At 42.1% G+C, this 19,316-nt stretch carries 16 protein-coding genes; 2 read left to right on the forward strand and 14 right to left on the reverse strand.

Annotated elements, in window-relative coordinates; genetic code table 11:
• Positions 1-136 precede the first annotated feature (136 nt).
• The 3 genes from Q0A12_RS05760 to Q0A12_RS05770 form a co-directional block, all read right to left on the reverse strand.
• Positions 137-877: a GntR family transcriptional regulator gene (locus tag Q0A12_RS05760; RefSeq protein WP_291291706.1), complete on the reverse strand. Its 741-nt coding sequence runs from the start codon at positions 875-877 to the stop codon at positions 137-139.
• A 179-nt stretch (positions 878-1,056) separates the two neighbouring features.
• On the reverse strand, positions 1,057-2,337 hold the full coding sequence (locus tag Q0A12_RS05765) for a PTS sugar transporter subunit IIC (RefSeq protein ID WP_291291707.1): 1,281 nt from the start codon (positions 2,335-2,337) through the stop codon (positions 1,057-1,059).
• 196 nt (positions 2,338-2,533) lie between these two features.
• Complete coding sequence (locus Q0A12_RS05770) at positions 2,534-3,922, reverse strand: glycoside hydrolase family 1 protein (RefSeq protein WP_291291708.1); 1,389 nt, start codon at positions 3,920-3,922, stop codon at positions 2,534-2,536.
• Between the two features lie 157 nt (positions 3,923-4,079).
• On the opposite strand from Q0A12_RS05770, the gene celB reads away from it, so the two are divergent.
• A complete protein-coding gene (celB, locus tag Q0A12_RS05775) occupies positions 4,080-5,351 on the forward strand; it encodes a PTS cellobiose transporter subunit IIC (RefSeq protein WP_291291709.1) in 1,272 nt (423 codons plus the stop codon).
• A 116-nt stretch (positions 5,352-5,467) separates the two neighbouring features.
• On the forward strand, positions 5,468-6,184 hold the full coding sequence (locus Q0A12_RS05780; RefSeq protein WP_291291710.1) for a GntR family transcriptional regulator: 717 nt from the start codon (positions 5,468-5,470) through the stop codon (positions 6,182-6,184).
• Positions 6,185-6,337: 153 nt separating this feature from the next.
• Here Q0A12_RS05780 and Q0A12_RS05785 read toward each other — a convergent pair whose 3' ends face one another.
• The 11 genes from Q0A12_RS05785 to fliD all read right to left on the reverse strand — a co-directional run bounded on the left by Q0A12_RS05785 (position 6,338) and on the right by fliD (position 19,285).
• Positions 6,338-6,538: a heavy metal-associated domain-containing protein gene (locus Q0A12_RS05785; protein WP_291291711.1), complete on the reverse strand. Its 201-nt coding sequence runs from the start codon at positions 6,536-6,538 to the stop codon at positions 6,338-6,340.
• Between the two features lie 37 nt (positions 6,539-6,575).
• Complete coding sequence (locus Q0A12_RS05790; RefSeq protein WP_291291712.1) at positions 6,576-9,035, reverse strand: heavy metal translocating P-type ATPase; 2,460 nt, start codon at positions 9,033-9,035, stop codon at positions 6,576-6,578.
• Positions 9,036-9,238: 203 nt separating this feature from the next.
• Positions 9,239-10,675, reverse strand: a complete 1,437-nt coding sequence (locus tag Q0A12_RS05795) for a glycoside hydrolase family 1 protein (protein WP_291291713.1) — start codon at positions 10,673-10,675, stop codon at positions 9,239-9,241.
• Positions 10,665-10,982 carry a hypothetical protein gene (locus Q0A12_RS05800; RefSeq protein WP_291291714.1) on the reverse strand — a complete coding sequence of 106 codons (318 nt, stop codon included), beginning with the start codon at positions 10,980-10,982 and terminating at the stop codon, positions 10,665-10,667. Before Q0A12_RS05800 ends, Q0A12_RS05795 begins: the two co-directional genes overlap by 11 nt.
• Positions 10,975-12,744, reverse strand: coding sequence for an ABC transporter ATP-binding protein (locus Q0A12_RS05805; RefSeq protein WP_291291715.1), 1,770 nt, complete (start codon positions 12,742-12,744; stop codon positions 10,975-10,977). The genes Q0A12_RS05800 and Q0A12_RS05805 overlap by 8 nt, the downstream gene beginning before the upstream one ends.
• Positions 12,737-14,452 carry an ABC transporter ATP-binding protein gene (locus Q0A12_RS05810; protein ID WP_291291716.1) on the reverse strand — a complete coding sequence of 572 codons (1,716 nt, stop codon included), beginning with the start codon at positions 14,450-14,452 and terminating at the stop codon, positions 12,737-12,739. Before Q0A12_RS05810 ends, Q0A12_RS05805 begins: the two co-directional genes overlap by 8 nt.
• Positions 14,449-14,889, reverse strand: coding sequence for a MarR family transcriptional regulator (locus Q0A12_RS05815; RefSeq protein ID WP_291291717.1), 441 nt, complete (start codon positions 14,887-14,889; stop codon positions 14,449-14,451). Before Q0A12_RS05815 ends, Q0A12_RS05810 begins: the two co-directional genes overlap by 4 nt.
• A gap of 178 nt (positions 14,890-15,067) precedes the next feature.
• The gene (locus Q0A12_RS05820) at positions 15,068-16,798 is read right to left on the reverse strand and encodes a hypothetical protein (protein ID WP_291291718.1); all 1,731 of its coding nucleotides are present in this window, start codon (positions 16,796-16,798) and stop codon (positions 15,068-15,070) included.
• 331 nt (positions 16,799-17,129) lie between these two features.
• Positions 17,130-17,504 carry a flagellar export chaperone FliS gene (gene fliS, locus Q0A12_RS05825; RefSeq protein ID WP_291291719.1) on the reverse strand — a complete coding sequence of 125 codons (375 nt, stop codon included), beginning with the start codon at positions 17,502-17,504 and terminating at the stop codon, positions 17,130-17,132.
• A 13-nt stretch (positions 17,505-17,517) separates the two neighbouring features.
• A complete protein-coding gene (locus Q0A12_RS05830; protein WP_291291720.1) occupies positions 17,518-17,847 on the reverse strand; it encodes a hypothetical protein in 330 nt (109 codons plus the stop codon).
• A 22-nt stretch (positions 17,848-17,869) separates the two neighbouring features.
• On the reverse strand, positions 17,870-19,285 hold the full coding sequence (gene fliD, locus Q0A12_RS05835; RefSeq protein ID WP_291291721.1) for a flagellar filament capping protein FliD: 1,416 nt from the start codon (positions 19,283-19,285) through the stop codon (positions 17,870-17,872).
• Positions 19,286-19,316: the final 31 nt, after the last annotated feature.

Genomic DNA, 19,316 nt, shown 5'->3' on the forward strand with positions numbered 1-19,316 from the left:
CTTTCTATCACTCCTTAAAACAATTATTGAAAGCTGCTTAATCTAGCTTCATACTCTAGTATACCCGATTCTCACTATCTATACGAAAACAACCTATTCTTTCAACAAAAAAACCAAAGCAACAATTGCTTTGGCATTAGGTTTTCCGGTGATTTAAAAGATCTGGTTTCATATCTAGCATGGAATACCCCCGAACATCATAGCGGTTTCGACTTCTTGAATAATCAATCGGTCTTCCTGATTCTAAATAGATGATCTGTTCTAACTCCAAAACCGGATCATCCGCTTGACACTTTAAATACTGGCGATCGTACGCGTCGCTTTTCGCAGCTTGAAATGTTCGATAGGCACCGGCAAATTTGTAGTTTAATTCTTTCAGCAAATAAGCATAAACCGATCGATGCAAGATTTCTTTCGTTAGACCTGGCACTAAATCGATGGGCATAAACGTATTTTCTAAAATATAAGGGTCTCCATCTAATATTCGCAGACGAATCACATGATAGACCGGATCTTCCGCAGCTACCTTCAACATTTCCTGCACTCTACTATCCGGAAAACAAACTTCAAAGACAATTACCTGACTTTGCAAATCACGTTTCTGCATTTTCATCTGATAACTGAGCCCATTGTATTCGTTTACAGAAGAAGTGTCACGTTCCCAGAAAGAATGATTCAATACTTTCGTCCCAGATCCACGTTTCGAAAGCAACAGTCCTTCCATAATCAAAATATTGATGGCATTTTTGATCGTCATTCGGCTCACGCCAAATTCTTTGACCAGCTCCGTTTGATGAGGCAGAAAGCTCTCTTTGGGGTAGGTACCATCTTTAATTCTTTTTCGAAGGACATCTGCTATCTCAACATACTTTGGCACAATATTCACCTCACATCCTTATTCATTAAAAAAGACTGCGACATAAGCAGCAAAGATGACTACCCTATCATGCTGCATGAACTATTTTTAGTAGTGAATGCAGCATGATTGCCATTTTTTTCCTTCGGGTAGTTTCGTCTTGGTCTGACTTATGTCCCAGCCTCAATTTGATTGATTGGTTACATTTCTTTCAAGCGACGATTTTCTTGGATCTGTGCCATCTTCACAAATGGAAGATAAATCACGATCGAGATAATCAAATTAACTGCAGCTAAGATTCCGCCAGCAATACTTTGTGTTGACAAGATCCCCCCAATGATTGGTGGCGTTGTCCAAGGTGCGATGACGGTACACGCTGGTACCAGTCCTGTTGCTGTGGCAAAGTAGGCAGTTGAAACTAATACAAGCGGTGTTAAAACATAAGGTATGAACAAAATTGGATTCAACACGACTGGTAATCCAAACATCACTGGTTCATTGATCATAAATACCCCTGGAGCCAATGATAATTTTGCTACAGTCATATAAGCTTTATGATGACGAGCAACCAAGAAAATTGCGATCAATAAGCCTAATGTTGCACCGGTACCACCTATATTAACAAATGAATCAAAAAACGGCTTATTTACAATATACGGCAATTTGTCTCCTGCTTCAAGCGCTTTCGCATTTGCTTCGATCGCTGGAATGTTAATCGTTTGCATAAATGGATCGATGATATTTGCGCCATGCAAACCAAAGAACCAAAGGAAAGCAGAGATAAACCCTAATAGCAATGCAGCTGGATAAGAGTTTGCCAATCCCATAAATGGTTGTTGAACAAGTTCATAGAATGATAGAACCAAACTTGAAACACCAAACGCTTGGAAGATTGCTGTGAACAATGCAAAAATCGAAATGGTGATCATTGCTGGGAACAACGCTGCAAAAGAACGAGAAACTGCAGGTGGTACACCATCAGGCATGTTGATCACTAAACGAGGATTGCCTGCCAAACGACGGAAGATCTCAGTAGAAATAATAGCCACGATCAATGCTAAAAATAATCCTTGTGAACCAAGACCCGCCGCGGTCAACAAACCATCCGCATCTGTAGCCATTGCACCTAATGCAAAGAAACTGGCAACTGAAATTGCTCCTGCTCCTAATGCATCTTGGTCATAGCTCTTAGCCAAGTTATAAGAAACAGTGAATGCAATCAGTAAAGCTAAAATAGAAAATGTCCCTGCAGATAAATTATTGCCAAATGCTTGCCAGGTACCTTCACCAAAAATACCATTCATAAAATCAATATAAGCTGGAATAGGCAAATTATTGATCAATACCCCAAAAGATCCCAAGATCATCAATGGCATCGTTACGATAAAACCGTCACGAATCGCAACTAGATGACGTTGTGAACCAATTTTGGAAGCAATCGGAATAAAATGCTTCTCCATAAACGCGATAAACTTATTCATTTTTTTCTCCTTTCAAAAACCATCCTATAATTTAGTGAAACCGATTTCCTCTATAGAATACCACGCTTACATTTATAAGTCTAGTCTTTTCTATTACAAAACTGGTCATGATGCATTCAAACCCAATCTTATTTCGGGACTGACAGGTCATTTTTAACGAAAAAAACGCAGTGAAGCAACCTTCACTGCGTGCGGATTAAAAGCCGTTGTTGTCAGAAACTTTTTTGTACCAACGACCAGATTTTTTAATTGTGCGCTTGGCATCATTGTTCAAGTCAACGGAAATGAAGCCATAACGATTTTTATATGCGTTCGTCCAAGACCAGTTATCCATACATGTCCACATATGGTAGCCAACACAGTTGGTGCCCTCTTGGATCGCTTGATGAACATACTTCAAGTGTTCTTTAACGAATTCGATTCGATAATCGTCCTCAATGATCCCTTCATCGTTGACAAATCGTTCTTCCCCTTCAACCCCCATGCCATTTTCAGAAATATAGCATTTGATATTGCCATAATTCTCACGGGTAGTGGTCAAGATATCATAAATCCCTTTTTCATAGATCTCCCATCCACGATAAGGGTTCATTTTTTTGTCAGGTTTATCATAATTATCAAAATAATCATCTGGTAATGGACCATTCGTGTGGTCGATCGGTGTTTCTTTTGCCATAATACGACGAGGCTGATAGTAATTGATGCCTAATAAGTCAATCGTGTTTTCTTTGATGATAACTAAATCTTCTGCTTCATGTTCCGGTATCATGTCTAATTCTTTGATGATCGTGACTAATTCTTCAGGGAATGTCCCTTTAACTGCTGGATCCAAAAAGGAACGGTTGAAGAAGGCATCGGCGATTTGGGCTGCTTTAACATCTTCCGGGTTTGCTTCATCTCTCGGATAGCTAGGTGTCAGATTCAAGATGATCCCTATCTCTCCACCCAATTCCAGCGCATGATATTCCTTGATTGCCTTGGCACTAGCAAGAGTTTCATGGAAGCCGGCTTGAACAGCATGCTTCATGTTGATTTCGTTTGGATAGTGGAACTGATAGAGATAGCCACCTTCTATCGGAACGATTGGTTCATTATGAGTGAACCATTTTTTGACCTTTGTACCAAACAATTCAAAACACGTTTTGGCAAAAACGACGTAAGCCTCCACTGTTTCGCGACTTAACCAACCGCCTTTTTCTTGCAAGGCCATCGGCATATCAAAATGATACAAGTTGACGAATGGTTCGATCCCATTTGCAATCAATTCATCGAAATAATCATGATAAAAAGCTACAGCCTCTTGATTGACTTCACCAGTTCCTGCTGGAATCAAACGACTCCACTGAATCGATGTCCGAAAGGTATTGTGTCCTGTTTCTTTCATCAGTTGAATATCTTCTTTGTACCGTTTATAGACTTGGGATGTTTTTTCGGGTCCTACACGGTCAAAGAATTTTTCTGGTTCTTGTTCATACCAGTAATCCCAAATACTTGGCCCTTTTTTGTCTCCTGCAAAAGTTCCTTCTGTCTGAGGCCCACTGGCAGCAGAACCCCACCAGAATCCTTCTGGAAATTGATACGTCATCTTTTTTACACTCCCTATTCATACTTGATACCGTAATCATAATGGAACCACTATCAAAAATCAATCTTTTTATTATCTAATGTATAGACATTTAAAACAAAACATGATACATTATCAGTTGTAATCGATTGCAAAAAGTTATTAGGAGTGATTATTAATGAACGGTTTTATGGATAAAATATCTGAAAAAATCTTGCCGCTAGCCAATGCGTTAGGGCAAAACCGCTACCTCACTGTCTTACGGGATGCGTTCATGCTTTCTTTTCCCATTACGATGTTTGGTTCAATCGTAGTGGTTATCAACAATCTGCCTTTTTTCAATGATGCAACGAAAGGCACTCTAAGTACCCTGTTTGGTAATGGACAAAATGCAACAATGAGCATCATGACCGTTTTTGTTACTTTTGGTATTGGCTATTATTTGTCTAAGTCTTATGATGTTGAAGGGATTTTTGGAGGCGCTGTATCTTTTGCCAGCTTTTTGATTCTAACGCCATTTTTCATGACTACAGAATCCGGTGAAACAGTTACTGGTGTGTTGGCCCTTGATCGACTAGGTGCCAAAGGGATGTTCATCGGGATGATCGCTGCTTTCTTGGCCGGTGAAATCTATTGTCGTGTCACAAAACGCGGTTGGCAAATCAAAATGCCTGATGGGGTACCACCTGCAGTCACCAAATCATTTGCTGCTTTGATACCAGCAATCGTTACACTAACCATCTTTTTGATCCTCAACGCGATCATGACCGGTGTCTTCCATGCGAACCTTCATGATGTGATCTATGAATTGATTCAAAAACCACTAACAGGTCTTGGAAGTAGCTTGCCAGCTACACTATTGGCACTGTTCTTGGTTCAGTTTTTATGGTTTTTTGGTCTTCATGGGCAAATCATCGTCAACTCTGTCATGGACCCTATCTGGAACACATTGATGTTGGACAATTTGGAAGCCTATCAAAATGGCGAAGCATTGCCTCATATCGTGACAAAACCATTCATGGAAACATTCACCGTTGGTTTAGGGGGTTCTGGCATGACGCTCGCTGTGGTGATTTTGATGGCTTTTGTCCTGAAGAAAAAACAATACCGCGATGTTGGTCGTTTGGCTCTTGCTCCTGGTATCTTCAATGTCAATGAACCTGCTATTTTCGGAATGCCCATCGTACTGAATGCAACGATTTTGATCCCTTGGGTAGTAGCACCTTTAGTAGTGACAACCTTTAATTACTTAGTGATGGCAGCTGGTCTAGTTCCAGCACCAACTGGTGTCTCCGTACCTTGGACCGTACCAGTGATTGCCAGCGGTGTGTTAGCAACCAACTCTTGGTTAGGTGGCTTGCTGCAAGTCATTGATGTGGTAGTTGTCGGTATGATCTGGTATCCATTCTTGCGTATTTTAGATCGACAACAAGAAGCATCAATCAATTAGCACAAAAAGACTGACAGGACCACAACCTGTCAGTCTTTTATTTTGAGCGTCATCAATTTACTGATTCGGATTGTCGAAATCGCTTTTTTCAGCTATACTCTTTGCGAGGTGAGGATATGCCAAAATACCAAGAAATTGCCAATATTTTACGAACAAGAATCAAAAATAAAACCTATCCACCAGATAGTTTATTGCCTAACCAAATCGATCTCGTCGAAGAATTTCAAGTGAGCCGCATGACCATCAAAAAGGCAATCGGAATTCTTTCTATGGAAGGACTTGTCTATTCCCAACGGGGCGCTGGTACCAAGATTTTGAATCATCCTTTCGTGGATCGAGACACGACAACTTTGACAGAGTATGTCGGTTTATCTACTGAAATGAGCAAAGCAAATCGACAAGTGACCAGTGAAGTCATTGATTTTCAAGTGGCTTTCCCGGACAAGGAGATCCAAGAAAAACTGATGTTGACAGAAGAACAGCCGGTCTATAAGATCATCCGTCTGCGAATTTTAGAAAATAAACCGTTTATTCTGGAGCATACGTATATGCCCGTCCATTTAGTTCCTAATCTGAAACGTTCTCACTTGGAAACTTCTATCTACCAGTATGTAAAAGAAGAACTAGGTATTCAATTTGTTGGGGCTTATCGGACGATTTCTGCAGATAAAAGCTCGTCATATGATCAGAAATATCTAGCTTGCGAACCAACCGATCCAGTGTTAGAAATTCAACAAATCGTTTATCAAAAAAATGGCTTGCCGATCGAATATTCTCGTAGCCGCAACCGTTATGATACACGGGTCTATTCTTATTTAGATGTCCAACGATAACAAACAGCCAAAGTGGTGCAGTGCAACAAATCGACAGAAGAACCAAAAGATACGACTCGTGCTCTATCTTTAGGAATGTTTGTCTGATTACTGCTCCAACTTTGACTGTTTTTATTTTAGTGATCGATTGTTTTTCCTACTATATCACTCGCTTCAGTTAGTCAACAAGTGATAATGGCTATCTTTTAACGCTGCTTGTAATGCTTGCTCTGGGACATCCCCCATGACGGTTGCCGTTTTTTGGTTCAAATCAACGGTAACTTCTGTTACACCCGCTACTTGGGTAAGTGTTTCTTGTACCGTTTTTGCACAGCCTTCGCATTTCATGCCCTCTATTTGATAGGTCTTTTCCATTTGAATCCTTCTTTCTGTTATTTTTCCTATTTTATGACTAGTTTTTCGCTACTCGTTTGCTAACAGGTGTAAATCGTTTTAAGCGTAGCGCATTTAACAAGACGGAAACTGAACTAAAGCTCATGGCTGCACCGGCGATCATCGGATTCAAAAGCGGTCCGCCAAAAAGATGCAGTAATCCCATGGCAACGGGGATTCCCAAAACATTATAAGCAAATGCCCAGAAAAGATTTTCTTTGATATTTTTGATGGTTGCTCGACTCAATTCCACTGCAGTCGGTACATCCATCAAATCACTACGCATCAACACGATATCTGCAGATTCAATTGCGACATCCGTTCCAGAGCCAATAGCGATACCGACGTCTGCTTTGGCTAAAGCCGGGGCATCATTGATTCCGTCTCCCACCATGGCAACTTTTTGTCCAGTTTGTTGCAGTTCTGCCACTTTAGCTGCCTTATCTTCTGGCAACACATCACTAATGACTTCATCGATACCTACTTGGTCGGCAATGGCTTGTGCTGTTCGCGAATTATCCCCTGTGATCATCGCCACTTTGATGCCCATTTGATGCAAACGTTCAATGGCTTGTGCGCTGCTTGCTTTCACCGTATCGGCCACAGCAATCAATCCAATCAATGCGCCGTCCATGGCCACATACATTGGTGTTTTCCCTTGTTTAGCTAATTCTTCGGCTGCTTCGATTACGGATGAAATAGCGATTTGTTTTTGGTCCATCAACTTTTGATTGCCTAACAGCAAGTCTTTTCCAGCTAATGTTCCCATGATTCCATGACCAGGAATGGCTTGGAAATGACTGACAGAAGAAAATGCTAATCCTTGTTGTTTGGCAGCAGCTACGATGGCTTCTCCCAGTGGATGTTCTGAGCCATTTTCGGCAGAAGCAGCGAGCTGCAAGACCGTTTCTTTTGTATGTTCGCCATAAGGCAGAAGATCTGTCACAACGGGTTTTCCTTCTGTAATCGTCCCGGTTTTGTCAAAAACGATCGTTGTAAGGTTGCGGGTCGTTTCTAATGCATCGCCGCTTTTGATCAATACGCCATTTTCCGCGCCTTTCCCGGTTCCCACCATAATTGCCGTTGGCGTTGCTAACCCTAAGGCACAGGGACAGGCAATCACTAACACCGAGATGGTGATCGTTAGTGCAAAGATCCACGACTCTTGGCCGAAGAAAAACCATGCCAGTCCTGCTAGTAACGCTAAACCAATCACGATCGGTACAAAAACCCCTGAAACTTTATCCGCTAATCTTGCAATAGGGGCTTTTGAACCTTGAGCATCTTCCACCAGCTGGATGATCTGTGCCAAAGTGGTATCCTTACCAACTTTTGTCGCCTGATAGCGAAACGTACCTGTTTTATTGATACTCGCCCCCACGACTGCGTCGCCAGGTTGTTTCTCCACCGGAAGGCTCTCGCCGGTGATCATTGACTCATCCACTGCTGAATGCCCGGCTATCAGCTGGCCGTCCACAGGAATTTTTTCACCGGGACGGACAATCACGACATCCCCAGCCACGACTTGCTCCACTGGTACTTCAATTTCTGAATCATTTTTTAAGATTCGAGCAGTTTTTGGTGCTAAATCCAATAATTTCTTGATGGCTTCAGAGGTCTTGCCTTTTGATACCGATTCAAGGTATTTGCCTAGTGTGATTAATGTGAGGATCACCGCAGCTGATTCATAGTATAAATGCATCGCAAAATGCGTCTCTCCTAAATAGACCATGATCGTTCCATACAAACTATATAAAAAAGCCGCACTGGTTCCTAACGCCACCAGAGAATCCATATTAGGATGTCCTTTGAATAATGCTTTAAAGCCATTGCTAAAAAAGGCACTGCCAAAAACCATGACAGGCAGAACAAGAATCAGTTGTGTACTAACGAATGCTACAGGCTGTGTCATAGGATTCAAAAAGGAAGGGATCGGCAGACCGATCATTTCGCCCATTGCTAAATAAAATAATGGCACGGTAAAAATGGCAGACAACCAAAATCGTTGCCATAATTTTTGAATTGGGTCTTTCTTGGCCGATTGCGGCTCCGCAGTTTTTTCGCCAAAAGCCTGATATCCTGCTTTAGCTACTGCCTCTTCGATGGTAGCCGTATTAAGTTGCTGCTTGTCGTAATGAACTGTTAATTTTTCCGTAGCTAAATTGACAGTAGCCGTTTGAACACCCGCAAGTTTGTTCACGGCTTTTTCAACCGTCTGGGCACAAGAAGCACAGGTCATTCCTTCAATCCGAAATGTTTCTTGCTGCTGATTCCCTATAAGTGAATAGCCGGCATCGGCTACTGTTTTTGCTAAAAGTTGTTCATCTACCTGAGTTTCATCGTAGCGAACGTGAAGTTTTTCCGTCGCTAAATTGACGGAGGCTTCTTCGATACCTGTGACTTTGCTGACGGCCTTCTCGACCGTCTGGGCACAAGAGGCACAGGTCATTCCTTCGATTGCATAGTTTCCTTCAGCCATTTTTATTCCTCCTTAATGAAATATCGTACTGGGTTCCTCAAATAAGCGAGAGAGGCCACCTTTTGATTACAACTGTAATCTCTACTCTTCTACTTTACCTCCACCGTTTACATTTGTCAACGATTTTCATTCTATAAAAAAAGTACGCTTCTTTTTTAGAAACGTACTTAATGAACTTACTGCATTTACTATTTTGCTAGGAATTAACTATTTTGTCCATTGGTCTTGATTACTTCTTGATACCAATAGAAGCTATCTTTTTTATAACGGGTCAAACTACCGTCTTGATTTTCGTCTTGATCGATATAAACGAAACCATAACGTTTTTGGTAGCCATTCAACCAACTTAATAAATCAGTAAATGACCAAGTACAATACCCTAACACTTCCGCGCCATCACTGATTGCTTCTTTGATTGCATGCACATGGCTTGAAAGATAGTCGATGCGGTATTGATCATGGATTTGATGATCGTCTGTCAACTTGTCATATTCCCCAAGTCCATTTTCAGTGATCATCACCGGGATCCGATAGCGGCTAGTGATACGGCGTAACGCCACTCGCAACCCTTGAGGATCAATTTCCCAATCCCAATTGGTGCGATCAACAAATGGATTTTCAACTTTTTTGAACATCCCAGGTGTTCCTGTTTCTTCTGAACTACCTTTTTCACCAGTTGTATTCATTTTACCAGCGCCTACCCCATCTAACGGATTTGCTGCGTTAGTGGCCGTTTGGTAATAATTGATCCCTAAGAAATCCGGTTTTGCTGAACGCAATAGTTCCATATCTCCTGGTTCAATCGTTGGCGCAATTCCTTGTTCTTTCAAGAAATTCATTGCTGCAATCGGATACTCACCCCATAGGTAAACATCCATCCAATAATGCGCCATCAAATCTTCGGCATTTTCTGCTGCCAAAATATTTTTAGGATCACTGTCGATCGGATAGTTTGGCGTGTAAGCAAAACTAGGTCCGATTTTTCCGGGAATGCCCATCTCATGAAATGTATTGATTACAGAAGCATTGGCTAAGTTGGCAATATGATTCACTTCATACATCCGTTTTGGATCAGTGACACCTGGGGGATGAGCCGCCAACAAATAGCCTAGTGAAGTAAAGACATTTTGTTCATTTAGACTGACCCAGTAATTAACTTTGCCGCGAAACGCTTCGAAAAGTGTTGCCGCATAATTGGTAAAGTCTTCAATAATTTGGCGAGATTCCCAACCACCGTAAGCCTCTTGCAACGCTTTAGGCAAGTCCCAATGATAGAGGGTAACCATTGGTTCGATTCCTGCTGCAAGCAATTCATCGATCAAAGCTAAATAGAAATCTAGCCCTGCTTGATTGACTTCTCCTCGACCTTCAGGAAAAATCCGTGTCCAAGCGACAGAAAAACGATAGGTTTTCAACCCTTGTTCTTTCATCAATGCGACATCTTCTTTGAACCGATGATAGTGATCAACAGCAACGTCACCATTGGTTCCTTTAAATGTTTTTCCAGGAATGCGCACAAAATCATCCCATACAGATGCGCCTTTCCCATCTTCTTGCCAAGCCCCTTCGACTTGGTATGCTGCTGATGCAGAACCCCATAAGAAGTCTTCGGGGAAATCTTTTAATTGTTTATGAAACACGTAAGTTCCCTTCTTTCTTTCGATCATTCAGAATGTTTCCTTTTTTAGTATACCGATAAAAAAGCGGTTTGTCATGGAAACGCTGCATAATTTTGTAACTGCTTGTTTGAAAAAGCAGAGCCTGCGACGAAAGTTCTTCAACAAACTGCCTAACCTTAGTCATTGTGTCATTCTGTGCTTCACCCAATCTTCGTTGCAAATAAACGAAAATACCTATTGGATCCCTTAATTCTGCTACTATACTTGGACCTCTAAGTCCAGCTGTTGCTGCTATTTCACAGATCCTAGCTATTCGTTGTTTACTCATCAAACTGTGCTTGGTAAAGGGCGGCATAAGCACCTTCTCTGGCTAATAATTCGTCATGCGTCCCTTGTTCGACGATATTGCCGTTTTGAACCACTAAAATCACATCTGCATGACGGATAGTAGAGAGACGATGGGCGATCACAAAGGAGGTTTTGCCTTTCATCAATTCAGTCATTGCCGTTTGGATCAATCCTTCAGTCTGAGTATCGACATTGGAGGTAGCCTCATCTAAGATCAAAAGATCTGCATCCAAAAGCATGGCACGAGCAATGGTCAAAAGCTGCTTTTGTCCTTGCGAAATCCCGCCGCCATCTTCTGTGATCAGTGTGTCATACCCTTTTGGCAATTGCTGAATAAACTCATGGACATGGGCTGCTTTAGCCGCTGCTTCGACATCCGCCAAAGTTGCAGACGCTTTGCCGTACGCTAAGTTTTCAAAGACTGTTCCTGTAAATAACCAGGTATCCTGCAGCACCATCGCATAGCTTTTGCGCAAGCTGCTGCGTGTGGCTTTTTTGATGTCCTGTCCATCTAAACGAATCATCCCTTGATCCGGATCATAAAAGCGCATCAAGAGATTCACGATTGTAGTCTTCCCGGCCCCGGTCGGACCAACGATGGCGACCAGACTTCCCGGTTTAACTTCCAAGGATAGATCCTTGATGATCATACGATCCTTTTGATACCCAAAGGAGACATGATCCAGTTGGATATGCCCGGTTACTTCTTTGAACTCGTAGGCATTCGGCACATCGGAAACTTCCGGCTCTTCATCCAGCAAGCGAAAGATCCGTTCGGCGGCTGCCAATGCCGATTGCAAATCGCTAAAGATATTGGCCAGCTCGTTGATCGGTCCAGAGAATTTACGGGAATACAGTACAAAGGAGGAGACATTCCCTAAAGAAAGACGCCCGAATAAAAATAGCAGTGCGCCAAAGACACTGATCAGTGACAACGAAACATTGTTGATAAAGTTGATGGACGGTCCTGTCATACTGCCATAGTATTCCGCATTGTAATAAGAGGAGACAGCAGCTTGGTTTTTTTCATCAAACCGTTCAATGATCGGTTCTTCTTGATTATAGATCTTAATCGTTTGCTGACCGGAAAGAATTTCTTCTACAAATCCGTTCAGTTCCCCTAGTTTTCGCGAGCGTCGCCGAAATAAAGGCTGAAACTTTTTCATCAAAAAGCGAGTCAATAGGATCGAAGCAGGCACTGTCACTACAAATATCAAGACGAGTATTGGCGAGATCAGCAACATCATAATAAAAGAACCAATAATCGTGACTAAACTGCTCAGCACTTGGATGGCATCACTGGCTAATGAGGTATTGATCGTGTCGACATCATAACTGATTCGACTAATGATATCCCCCGTTTGGACACGGTCAAAATAACCGATCGGCAATTCAGAAATTTTGTCGAAAATCGCTTTACGCATAGATTTGACCACGCGTTGACTCAGACGGATCATCAATAATGAGATCAGATAACTTAATACCGCTGAACAAAGATAAAAAGCAATCATCAATCCGCAGTAAAAGAAGACTCGCTGGAAAATGACTTTTCCAGGTCCTGGCTGGATCGCATCGATGGCATAGCCGGAAAGTAGCGGCCCCACTAAAGAAAACAGGTTACTCACCATCATTAACACCGCTGATAACAGAAGAAGCCATTTGGTTTCATACAAATAGTGCCAGAGACGCTTCAATGTTTTTTTGGTCTCTTTTGGTTTTTCGGCAACTGTTTTGCTAGGCATTGAGTTTTCCTCCTGTCTGTCCGTGGTAGATTTCCTGATAGATGCTATTCGTCGCTAGTAATGTGTCATGATCACCAAACCCACTCATGCGGCCATTTTCCAACACAAGAATCTTATCTGCATGCTGGATCGAGCTGATACGTTGCGCAATCAAAATCGTCGTTGTATCCGCAAATTGTTGTTTAAGAACTTGGCGTAGTTTGGCATCGGTCTGATAGTCCAATGCACTGGCTGAATCATCCAGGACTAAAATTTGTGGCTCACCAGCTAATGCACGGGACAAGAGGACCCGTTGTTTTTGACCACCGCTTAGATTGCTCCCTTTCGCATGTAGCTCATAGGCCAACTGTTGCGGTAATTGTTGGATAAATTCTTTTGCTTGGGCTCTAGCTGCAGCTTCTTCGATTTGTTCTTTGGAAAAACGTCGGCCAAAGTCAATATTTTCTTCAATGGTATCAGCAAATAGGACGTCTTTTTGTAAAACAATCCCAAAATATTGGTGCAGCTCTTGGGGGTCCAGCGAACGAATGTCCCGGCCATTGATACGAATTTCTCCACTAGTCGGATCGTACAAGCGCAGCAATAAGCGGACAATCGTCGATTTTCCACTACCAGTGGCGCCAATGATCCCTAGCGTTTGCCCTTTAGTAAGAGCAAAATCAATCTCCTTCAGAACGGACGTGCCATCAGGATACGTAAAGGAAACATGGTCAAACACAATGTGTGCTTCTTCCTCTCTTGCCGGAAGCGCAATGACTTTCATGTCCTCTGGCAAACGCAATACCGCTTGAATACGGTCTGCGGAAGCCAGCCCTTTTGAGACGATCACGAAAATCCGCGTGATGCTTAACATCGCATTGAGAATGATCGTAAAGTAGGTAAGAAAGGCAATGATGACCCCCGGTTGTGTCAATCCAGCATCCACTCGATAGGCACTGACTAAAATCACCAATGTTAATCCCGCATTGAGGAAAAAATCCATTAATGGGGGGGTGGCAGCCATCGTTCGATTGGCCTTTGTTTCTGCCGCAACGACGGACTGATTGACCTCTTGAAATCGGCGTTTCTCATAGTCTGCTTTTGACAATGCTTTGATCACACGGGCACCAGTCACGTTTTCTCTGACCGTACGAACGAGCGTATCCACTTGCGCTTGTAATTGCGCAAACAGTGGAATCCCTCGCTTGGAAATAATGACAGCAGCAACTAATGTGAATGGCAAAACCCCGATTAACACGAAAGTCAGCACAGGGTCTAAGGTTGCTGTGATCAACACCCCTCCCAATAACAGGATCGGTGCCCGAATGCCTAGGCGCTGGATCATCCCTACGGTTTGATGAATATTGTAAGTATCGGTAGTCAAACGGGAGACCAACGAAGGAATGCCAACTTGCTCGATTTGCGGAATCGATAAATAGGCCACTTTAGCAAAAAGGTCATGACGAATACTACCAGTGGCATCTCTGGCAACGCTGGAAGCCATGCGATTAGCGAATATATTGGTCACCACAGCAATCACTGAACACAGCAACATTACCCCACCCCACAAGAAAATGGCAGAAACATTTTTTGTCGGAATGATCGTGTCAATGATGTAGGCTAGGATCCACGGTAACAAAAGATCCATCAAAGAGCCAAAAAACTTGATGCTGACGCCAAAAGACATACGCCCTATATAAGGACGCAAATAGTTCTTTAGTAACTTCACTGAGCCTCATCTTCTTTCTTTAATACCCGTTGTGAGTTTTCCTTGATGACTTGCAGATCCTCTAGTAACTGGTGCTGTTCTGTTTCAGAAAAACCTGCTAACACTTGCTCGTTCCACTGTTTTAATAACTCAGTGAGGACTGGGAAGATCTCCAGTGCTTTTTCGGTTGGATAAACCAACAACCGTCGACCATCCAAACTGCTGGTTTGGCGGCGAACATACCCTTTTTCTTCTAACACTGCTAATTGGCGGGCAACATTACTTTTATTGACAAAAATCATTTGTCCTAAAGCATCTTGACTAATTCCAGGATTGCGACAAACATTTAAAATATACGTGTGATGCATTGGACCTAGTCCATATTTTTTTAATTCCTTTTCTCGATACAACGTGGCTAAACGGGCGATATGATTGATTGAACGAATAATCGACTCCATGATTTCTCTCCTTTAAATACAATACATCTAGTATAAAGAAGATTAGTTGCGCGCGCAACTAATTGTTTAAAAAAATTTTACAACCTAAAAAACGACTGAACCTTCAGAGGAGCAACTACCTGCCTCCTCTGCCGTTCAAGTCGTTTAACCATCCCTCACATGTATCAATGACGGGATTTTACTTCTTTTGATTTTTTGGTCCTCTGAGGATCGAAAACAGCTGCCTTTTTTTCCAAAGAAAACCGAGAGCCAATAGGAGCCATGCAGCCATCGTTACCCACAGTCCCCAGTCAAAGTACCAAGGTGCATCATAGTCGACGATCAGCTCATTAAGTCCTGTCTGTTGCTTAACTGAAACCGCACCAATCGTACTCAATTTGATGTCTGAAGGTTTCAATGGCTGGCCATTAAGCTGTAATGTCGTTCGTTGATAATTGATGACTGGCAACGCCTTCCAACCAGAATCATCTCCTTGCCAGCGCAAAATCAACTGACCATTAACCACTGCTTTTTGCACAGTTTTATTTTTCTCGATGATTTGTTCCCCATAGGCATTGTATTTATTTTCCTTTGTCTCGCGATAGATAGGAACATAGTCTGGTGTTGACCGTTGGAACAGTACCAATGCCTTCGCTTTGTCTTGACTAAAATACGCCTCTTTTAAAGTCTGTTGATCAGAAGTAAACAGATAGGAATGGTTCCTGACTTTTACCGCTGAATCGCTGGATTGCCACTCACTCATTTTGGTACTGGTTTGGAACATGATCTGACCCACACTGACAATTAAAAGCAAAATCAGCCAAATCGGTCGATTCAGGCGGCTATCAGCCACATAAGGACGCAAAAGGCATAACCCTGCTAGGATCAGCACAGTTGCCGGAACAAAAAAGCGAAATGGAAACTGGATCAATTCAATCAATGGATTTTCCAGACTCGCTAACCATTGCCAAGGCAGATAATTGGAAGAAAGCAGGAAGAAAATACCGGCAACTACCGTCAGCATCTTCAGTCCTTTAGACAACTGCCGCCATTTCATCAATGCTCCGGCAAAAAACACGCCACAGAGCAATGGGAAAAGATAGGGAGATGTCCACCAATAACTGCTAGTGCCAGTAATCGTATTTTGTTCCATATTGTGATTGACAAACGGCGGCAATAATTGATTGCTGCGGTATAGATCAAGCATTGCTAGCCAAATATTAGCAGTCAGCAGAAGAAAAATACCAATTGCCGCGGCTAAATGGAGGAGCAACTGTTTTTTTTCTTGGCTTTTCAAAAACGTGCTTAAAAAGAATGGAATATAGATCAAAACCAATAAAACACTAGAAAAAACATGGATTTGAAATAGCGCAGCCACTGAGACACCTACAGCGAAAGGTCGAATTCGTTGAAAGCGCGTCATATCGATCAATGGAATCAGACAAAAAGGCAGTATCGCTGCCCCCCAAGCCGAAAAGCCTTGTCGTTCGACCCAGTATTGGATCGAATAAGTGGTCATAAAAAGAATCCCCATACCTACAGACAACCAGCCGGAAACGTTCAATTTCCGCAACAACGTGTACATGGAAGTTCCTGCCAAAAGGTACAGCAGCCCATTTGAGAGGAGTTGGTATTGAAACCAAGAATGACTGATTAAAACCAATATTCCTTGAAAATAGGCAAAAAACGGCCCATACAATGCATTGACAATCCGTCCAGATTGTTGGAAACCATAAATGGAAAGAAAGTACTGATAGTTTCCTTCCTTGATTTGCTGACTCGTCTCATAGAACCGATTAAAATGAAAGACGACATCTGATCCCAAAATCAAGCCCCGCCCGAACAATTGCGGCAATAATAGCAGTATGCTTACAGAGAAAATAACGAGCAATTGCAGAACTGTTGGCTTGAATAAAATTGTTTTTTTCACTAAATGACCTCCTTGCAAAACAGTTCTTATTTTTTAGAATAACAGAATTGTCGTATAAGGTAAAAAATAAGCCTTTTTGAAAAGGGTATCATTGTAAAAATTTAATGAACACGCTACTAGATAGAAAAACTTGAAGAAATAGACGAACATTTACGTATCAATAAACGCTCTTGCTATTATGGGGAATTACTTAAAGCAAAAAAACACCTGAAACGAACGCTTGCGTTCTTTCAGGTGCTGATTCAGTATTGGGCAGCCATTGATTAGCTGAAACAGCCGCTAGGCTCTTATCAACTCTGCTTTTTTGAAGCTGGTGTGTGACGTAACTTGCTCAAGCAGATTGTGTAATCGTCTGCCAGCTTTCTAATAACTCCGTCAGCAACTCCATAACGGCTTGTGCGGGAGCTGCTTCTTTTTTGATATTGGCTTCAATCAACTGCTGATACATATATTCATACAATGCTGCCAGATTTTCAGCAATCTCGCCGCCTTGCTTCTCGTCTAAAGAGGTGCGAAGCTCCAATAAAATATTTTGTGTTTTGATAAAATGTTCATGGGCTTTCGCTAGTTCATCTTTTTCGATGGCTAATTGTGCCAACTTGGTATTCTTGATCGCTGCCTGTAAAAGCATTTCAATCAATTTATTGGGTGAAGCACTCATCACCTGATTTTTTAAATAATTGGATTGCATTTGTTGATAGTTCATTTTCTTTCCCTCACTAATAGTCGAATTCGACAAATCCAGCGACATCTTCTTGCTGTAAATAGGTTTTCACCAAATTATTCTGTCGATTTAAACGTCCCATTTCTTGTTTGATAAGTGTTTGTTGTGCCTGCACTTGTGTGAGAAATGCTTGATAAGCAGCGACGACTTTTTCGACTAGCGCTTGGGTCTGTTTTGTTCGAGTTTGAGTGTCTGTCAAAGTGGCTAAAAGCTCGGCATTGGTTGCCAACAGCTCTTCCGCTTGTTCTACTTCACCGTTCCAATCCATCAACCCTTGTAAAATACGTGTTAATCGTTCGTCCAGTGTAGGTACGTTATTTTCCAATCCACTCTTCCTCTCTCCGCAACTATTTTGATGTAAATTGACTTGCTAGATACTCTAATTGACTCTCTGCTTGCATCATGACAGAGTCTAGTTTCGTAAACATCGTCACATAACGGGCTTTTTTCATCGCTAAGATTTCATCAAAGCGGGTGATTTGCTTGTTCAAATCTTTGATAGTGGAATCATAGGTTGCTGATTTGGTTGCAATGACTCCTTTATTCGTCGAGGTATTGACCACGTAGCTATTGACTAATTCTTTGATTGCTAGTGTGTACCCGGATTCTGTTGTTGAAGTGGTTCCATCACTGCCTTTAGACTTCGTCTGTTCATAAAAGAAATCTTTGATCGCTGAAGGATCTTCTTCTAACGCTTTCTTGAATTTTTCGCTATCAAATCCTAGTGTTCCATTATTGTCGACTGTGGAGATCCCTAAATCATTCGGTTTTAAATCAGAACCTTTGACAGAAGGAATCGTGATCAAATTACGCAATTGCGTTTGCAAACGTGTCAAAGCGCTATCGCCGACCAATGCTCCGGTCTTATTGTTTTCACTACTTGGATCCCCAACAGAGAGATTTTCCCCGATAAAGCTCATTAGACTGTTGTACTGGTCAACTAACCCTTGAACTGCGTCCACCAATTTTGATGTATCGTTGGTCAAAGTCAATTTTACGGATTCATCGCTAACCTTAGACAGATTCAATGTGGCACCATCGATCACGTCGCTGATGGTATTGCTGTCACGAGTGATCTCCATCCCATCTAGTTCAAAAATCGCCCCTTGACCTTGTGTGGTTTTGGCAGTTGAACCTAGTCCGAGACTTTCAACCGCATCCCCAGAAATGGTGAAATTCTTGTCCCCCATTTTCGTATTGGTCAATACGAGTTGGTTATCGATGATATTCGCGCTAACGGAAGAGGTCTTGCTTTGTTTGTTGATCTTGTCTGCGATATCTTTTAACGAGTCTTCACTGCCGATTTCAATATCTACAGTGATTGGATTGCCATCTTTATCAACTTCAGAGCTGGTTAAAGAAAGTTTTCCTTCTACATTTAAAGCAGATTTGCTGTTATCTGTGACTTTCGATCCGGTTACTTTGGTAGAGGTAGCCAACTGTTTGACTTTTAGATCGTAGGAACCTTCCAATGCTTCCGTTTTCCCAGTGATCGAAGCGATACTGCTGTTTGAACTTGAGGCTTTCTTGGTTTGAAACGCATCGTCTTTTTGCAGTGCCTCGATTTTGTTTAAAAAGTTGGTCAATCGAGTGCTGACATCACTCCACGCCGTTTTTTGCGAGTTGATGGTTTTGATTTGATTCTGGGCGCGGGTTTTATTAATCGCATCTGCTGCTAATAAACTTTCGATATCTTCTGCAGTGATCCCAGAGTAACTTCCTAGTGTTGTGCTGATTCCTGAAGAACTTGTAATACTTGCCATTTGCTCATCCCTTTCTAGTGCGCGTTGTCTT

Origin of the sequence: Enterococcus sp. (assembly GCF_022711995.1) — a bacterium.
Lineage (GTDB): Bacteria > Bacillota > Bacilli > Lactobacillales > Enterococcaceae > Enterococcus_D.

Bases quoted from the DNA above. Each gene is read 5' to 3' on its own strand.
- fliD (WP_291291721.1), bottom strand. From the start codon at position 19,285: ATGGCAAGTATTACAAGTTCTTCAGGAATCAGCACAACACTAGGAAGT.
- Q0A12_RS05790 (WP_291291712.1), bottom strand. From the start codon at position 9,035: ATGGCTGAAGGAAACTATGCAATCGAAGGAATGACCTGTGCCTCTTGT.
- Q0A12_RS05780 (WP_291291710.1), top strand. From the start codon at position 5,468: ATGCCAAAATACCAAGAAATTGCCAATATTTTACGAACAAGAATCAAA.
- Q0A12_RS05785 (WP_291291711.1), bottom strand. From the start codon at position 6,538: ATGGAAAAGACCTATCAAATAGAGGGCATGAAATGCGAAGGCTGTGCA.
- Q0A12_RS05805 (WP_291291715.1), bottom strand. From the start codon at position 12,744: ATGCCTAGCAAAACAGTTGCCGAAAAACCAAAAGAGACCAAAAAAACA.
- Q0A12_RS05765 (WP_291291707.1), bottom strand. From the start codon at position 2,337: ATGAATAAGTTTATCGCGTTTATGGAGAAGCATTTTATTCCGATTGCT.
- fliS (WP_291291719.1), bottom strand. From the start codon at position 17,504: ATGAACTATCAACAAATGCAATCCAATTATTTAAAAAATCAGGTGATG.
- celB (WP_291291709.1), top strand. From the start codon at position 4,080: ATGAACGGTTTTATGGATAAAATATCTGAAAAAATCTTGCCGCTAGCC.
- Q0A12_RS05770 (WP_291291708.1), bottom strand. From the start codon at position 3,922: ATGACGTATCAATTTCCAGAAGGATTCTGGTGGGGTTCTGCTGCCAGT.
- Q0A12_RS05800 (WP_291291714.1), bottom strand. From the start codon at position 10,982: ATGAGTAAACAACGAATAGCTAGGATCTGTGAAATAGCAGCAACAGCT.
- Q0A12_RS05815 (WP_291291717.1), bottom strand. From the start codon at position 14,889: ATGGAGTCGATTATTCGTTCAATCAATCATATCGCCCGTTTAGCCACG.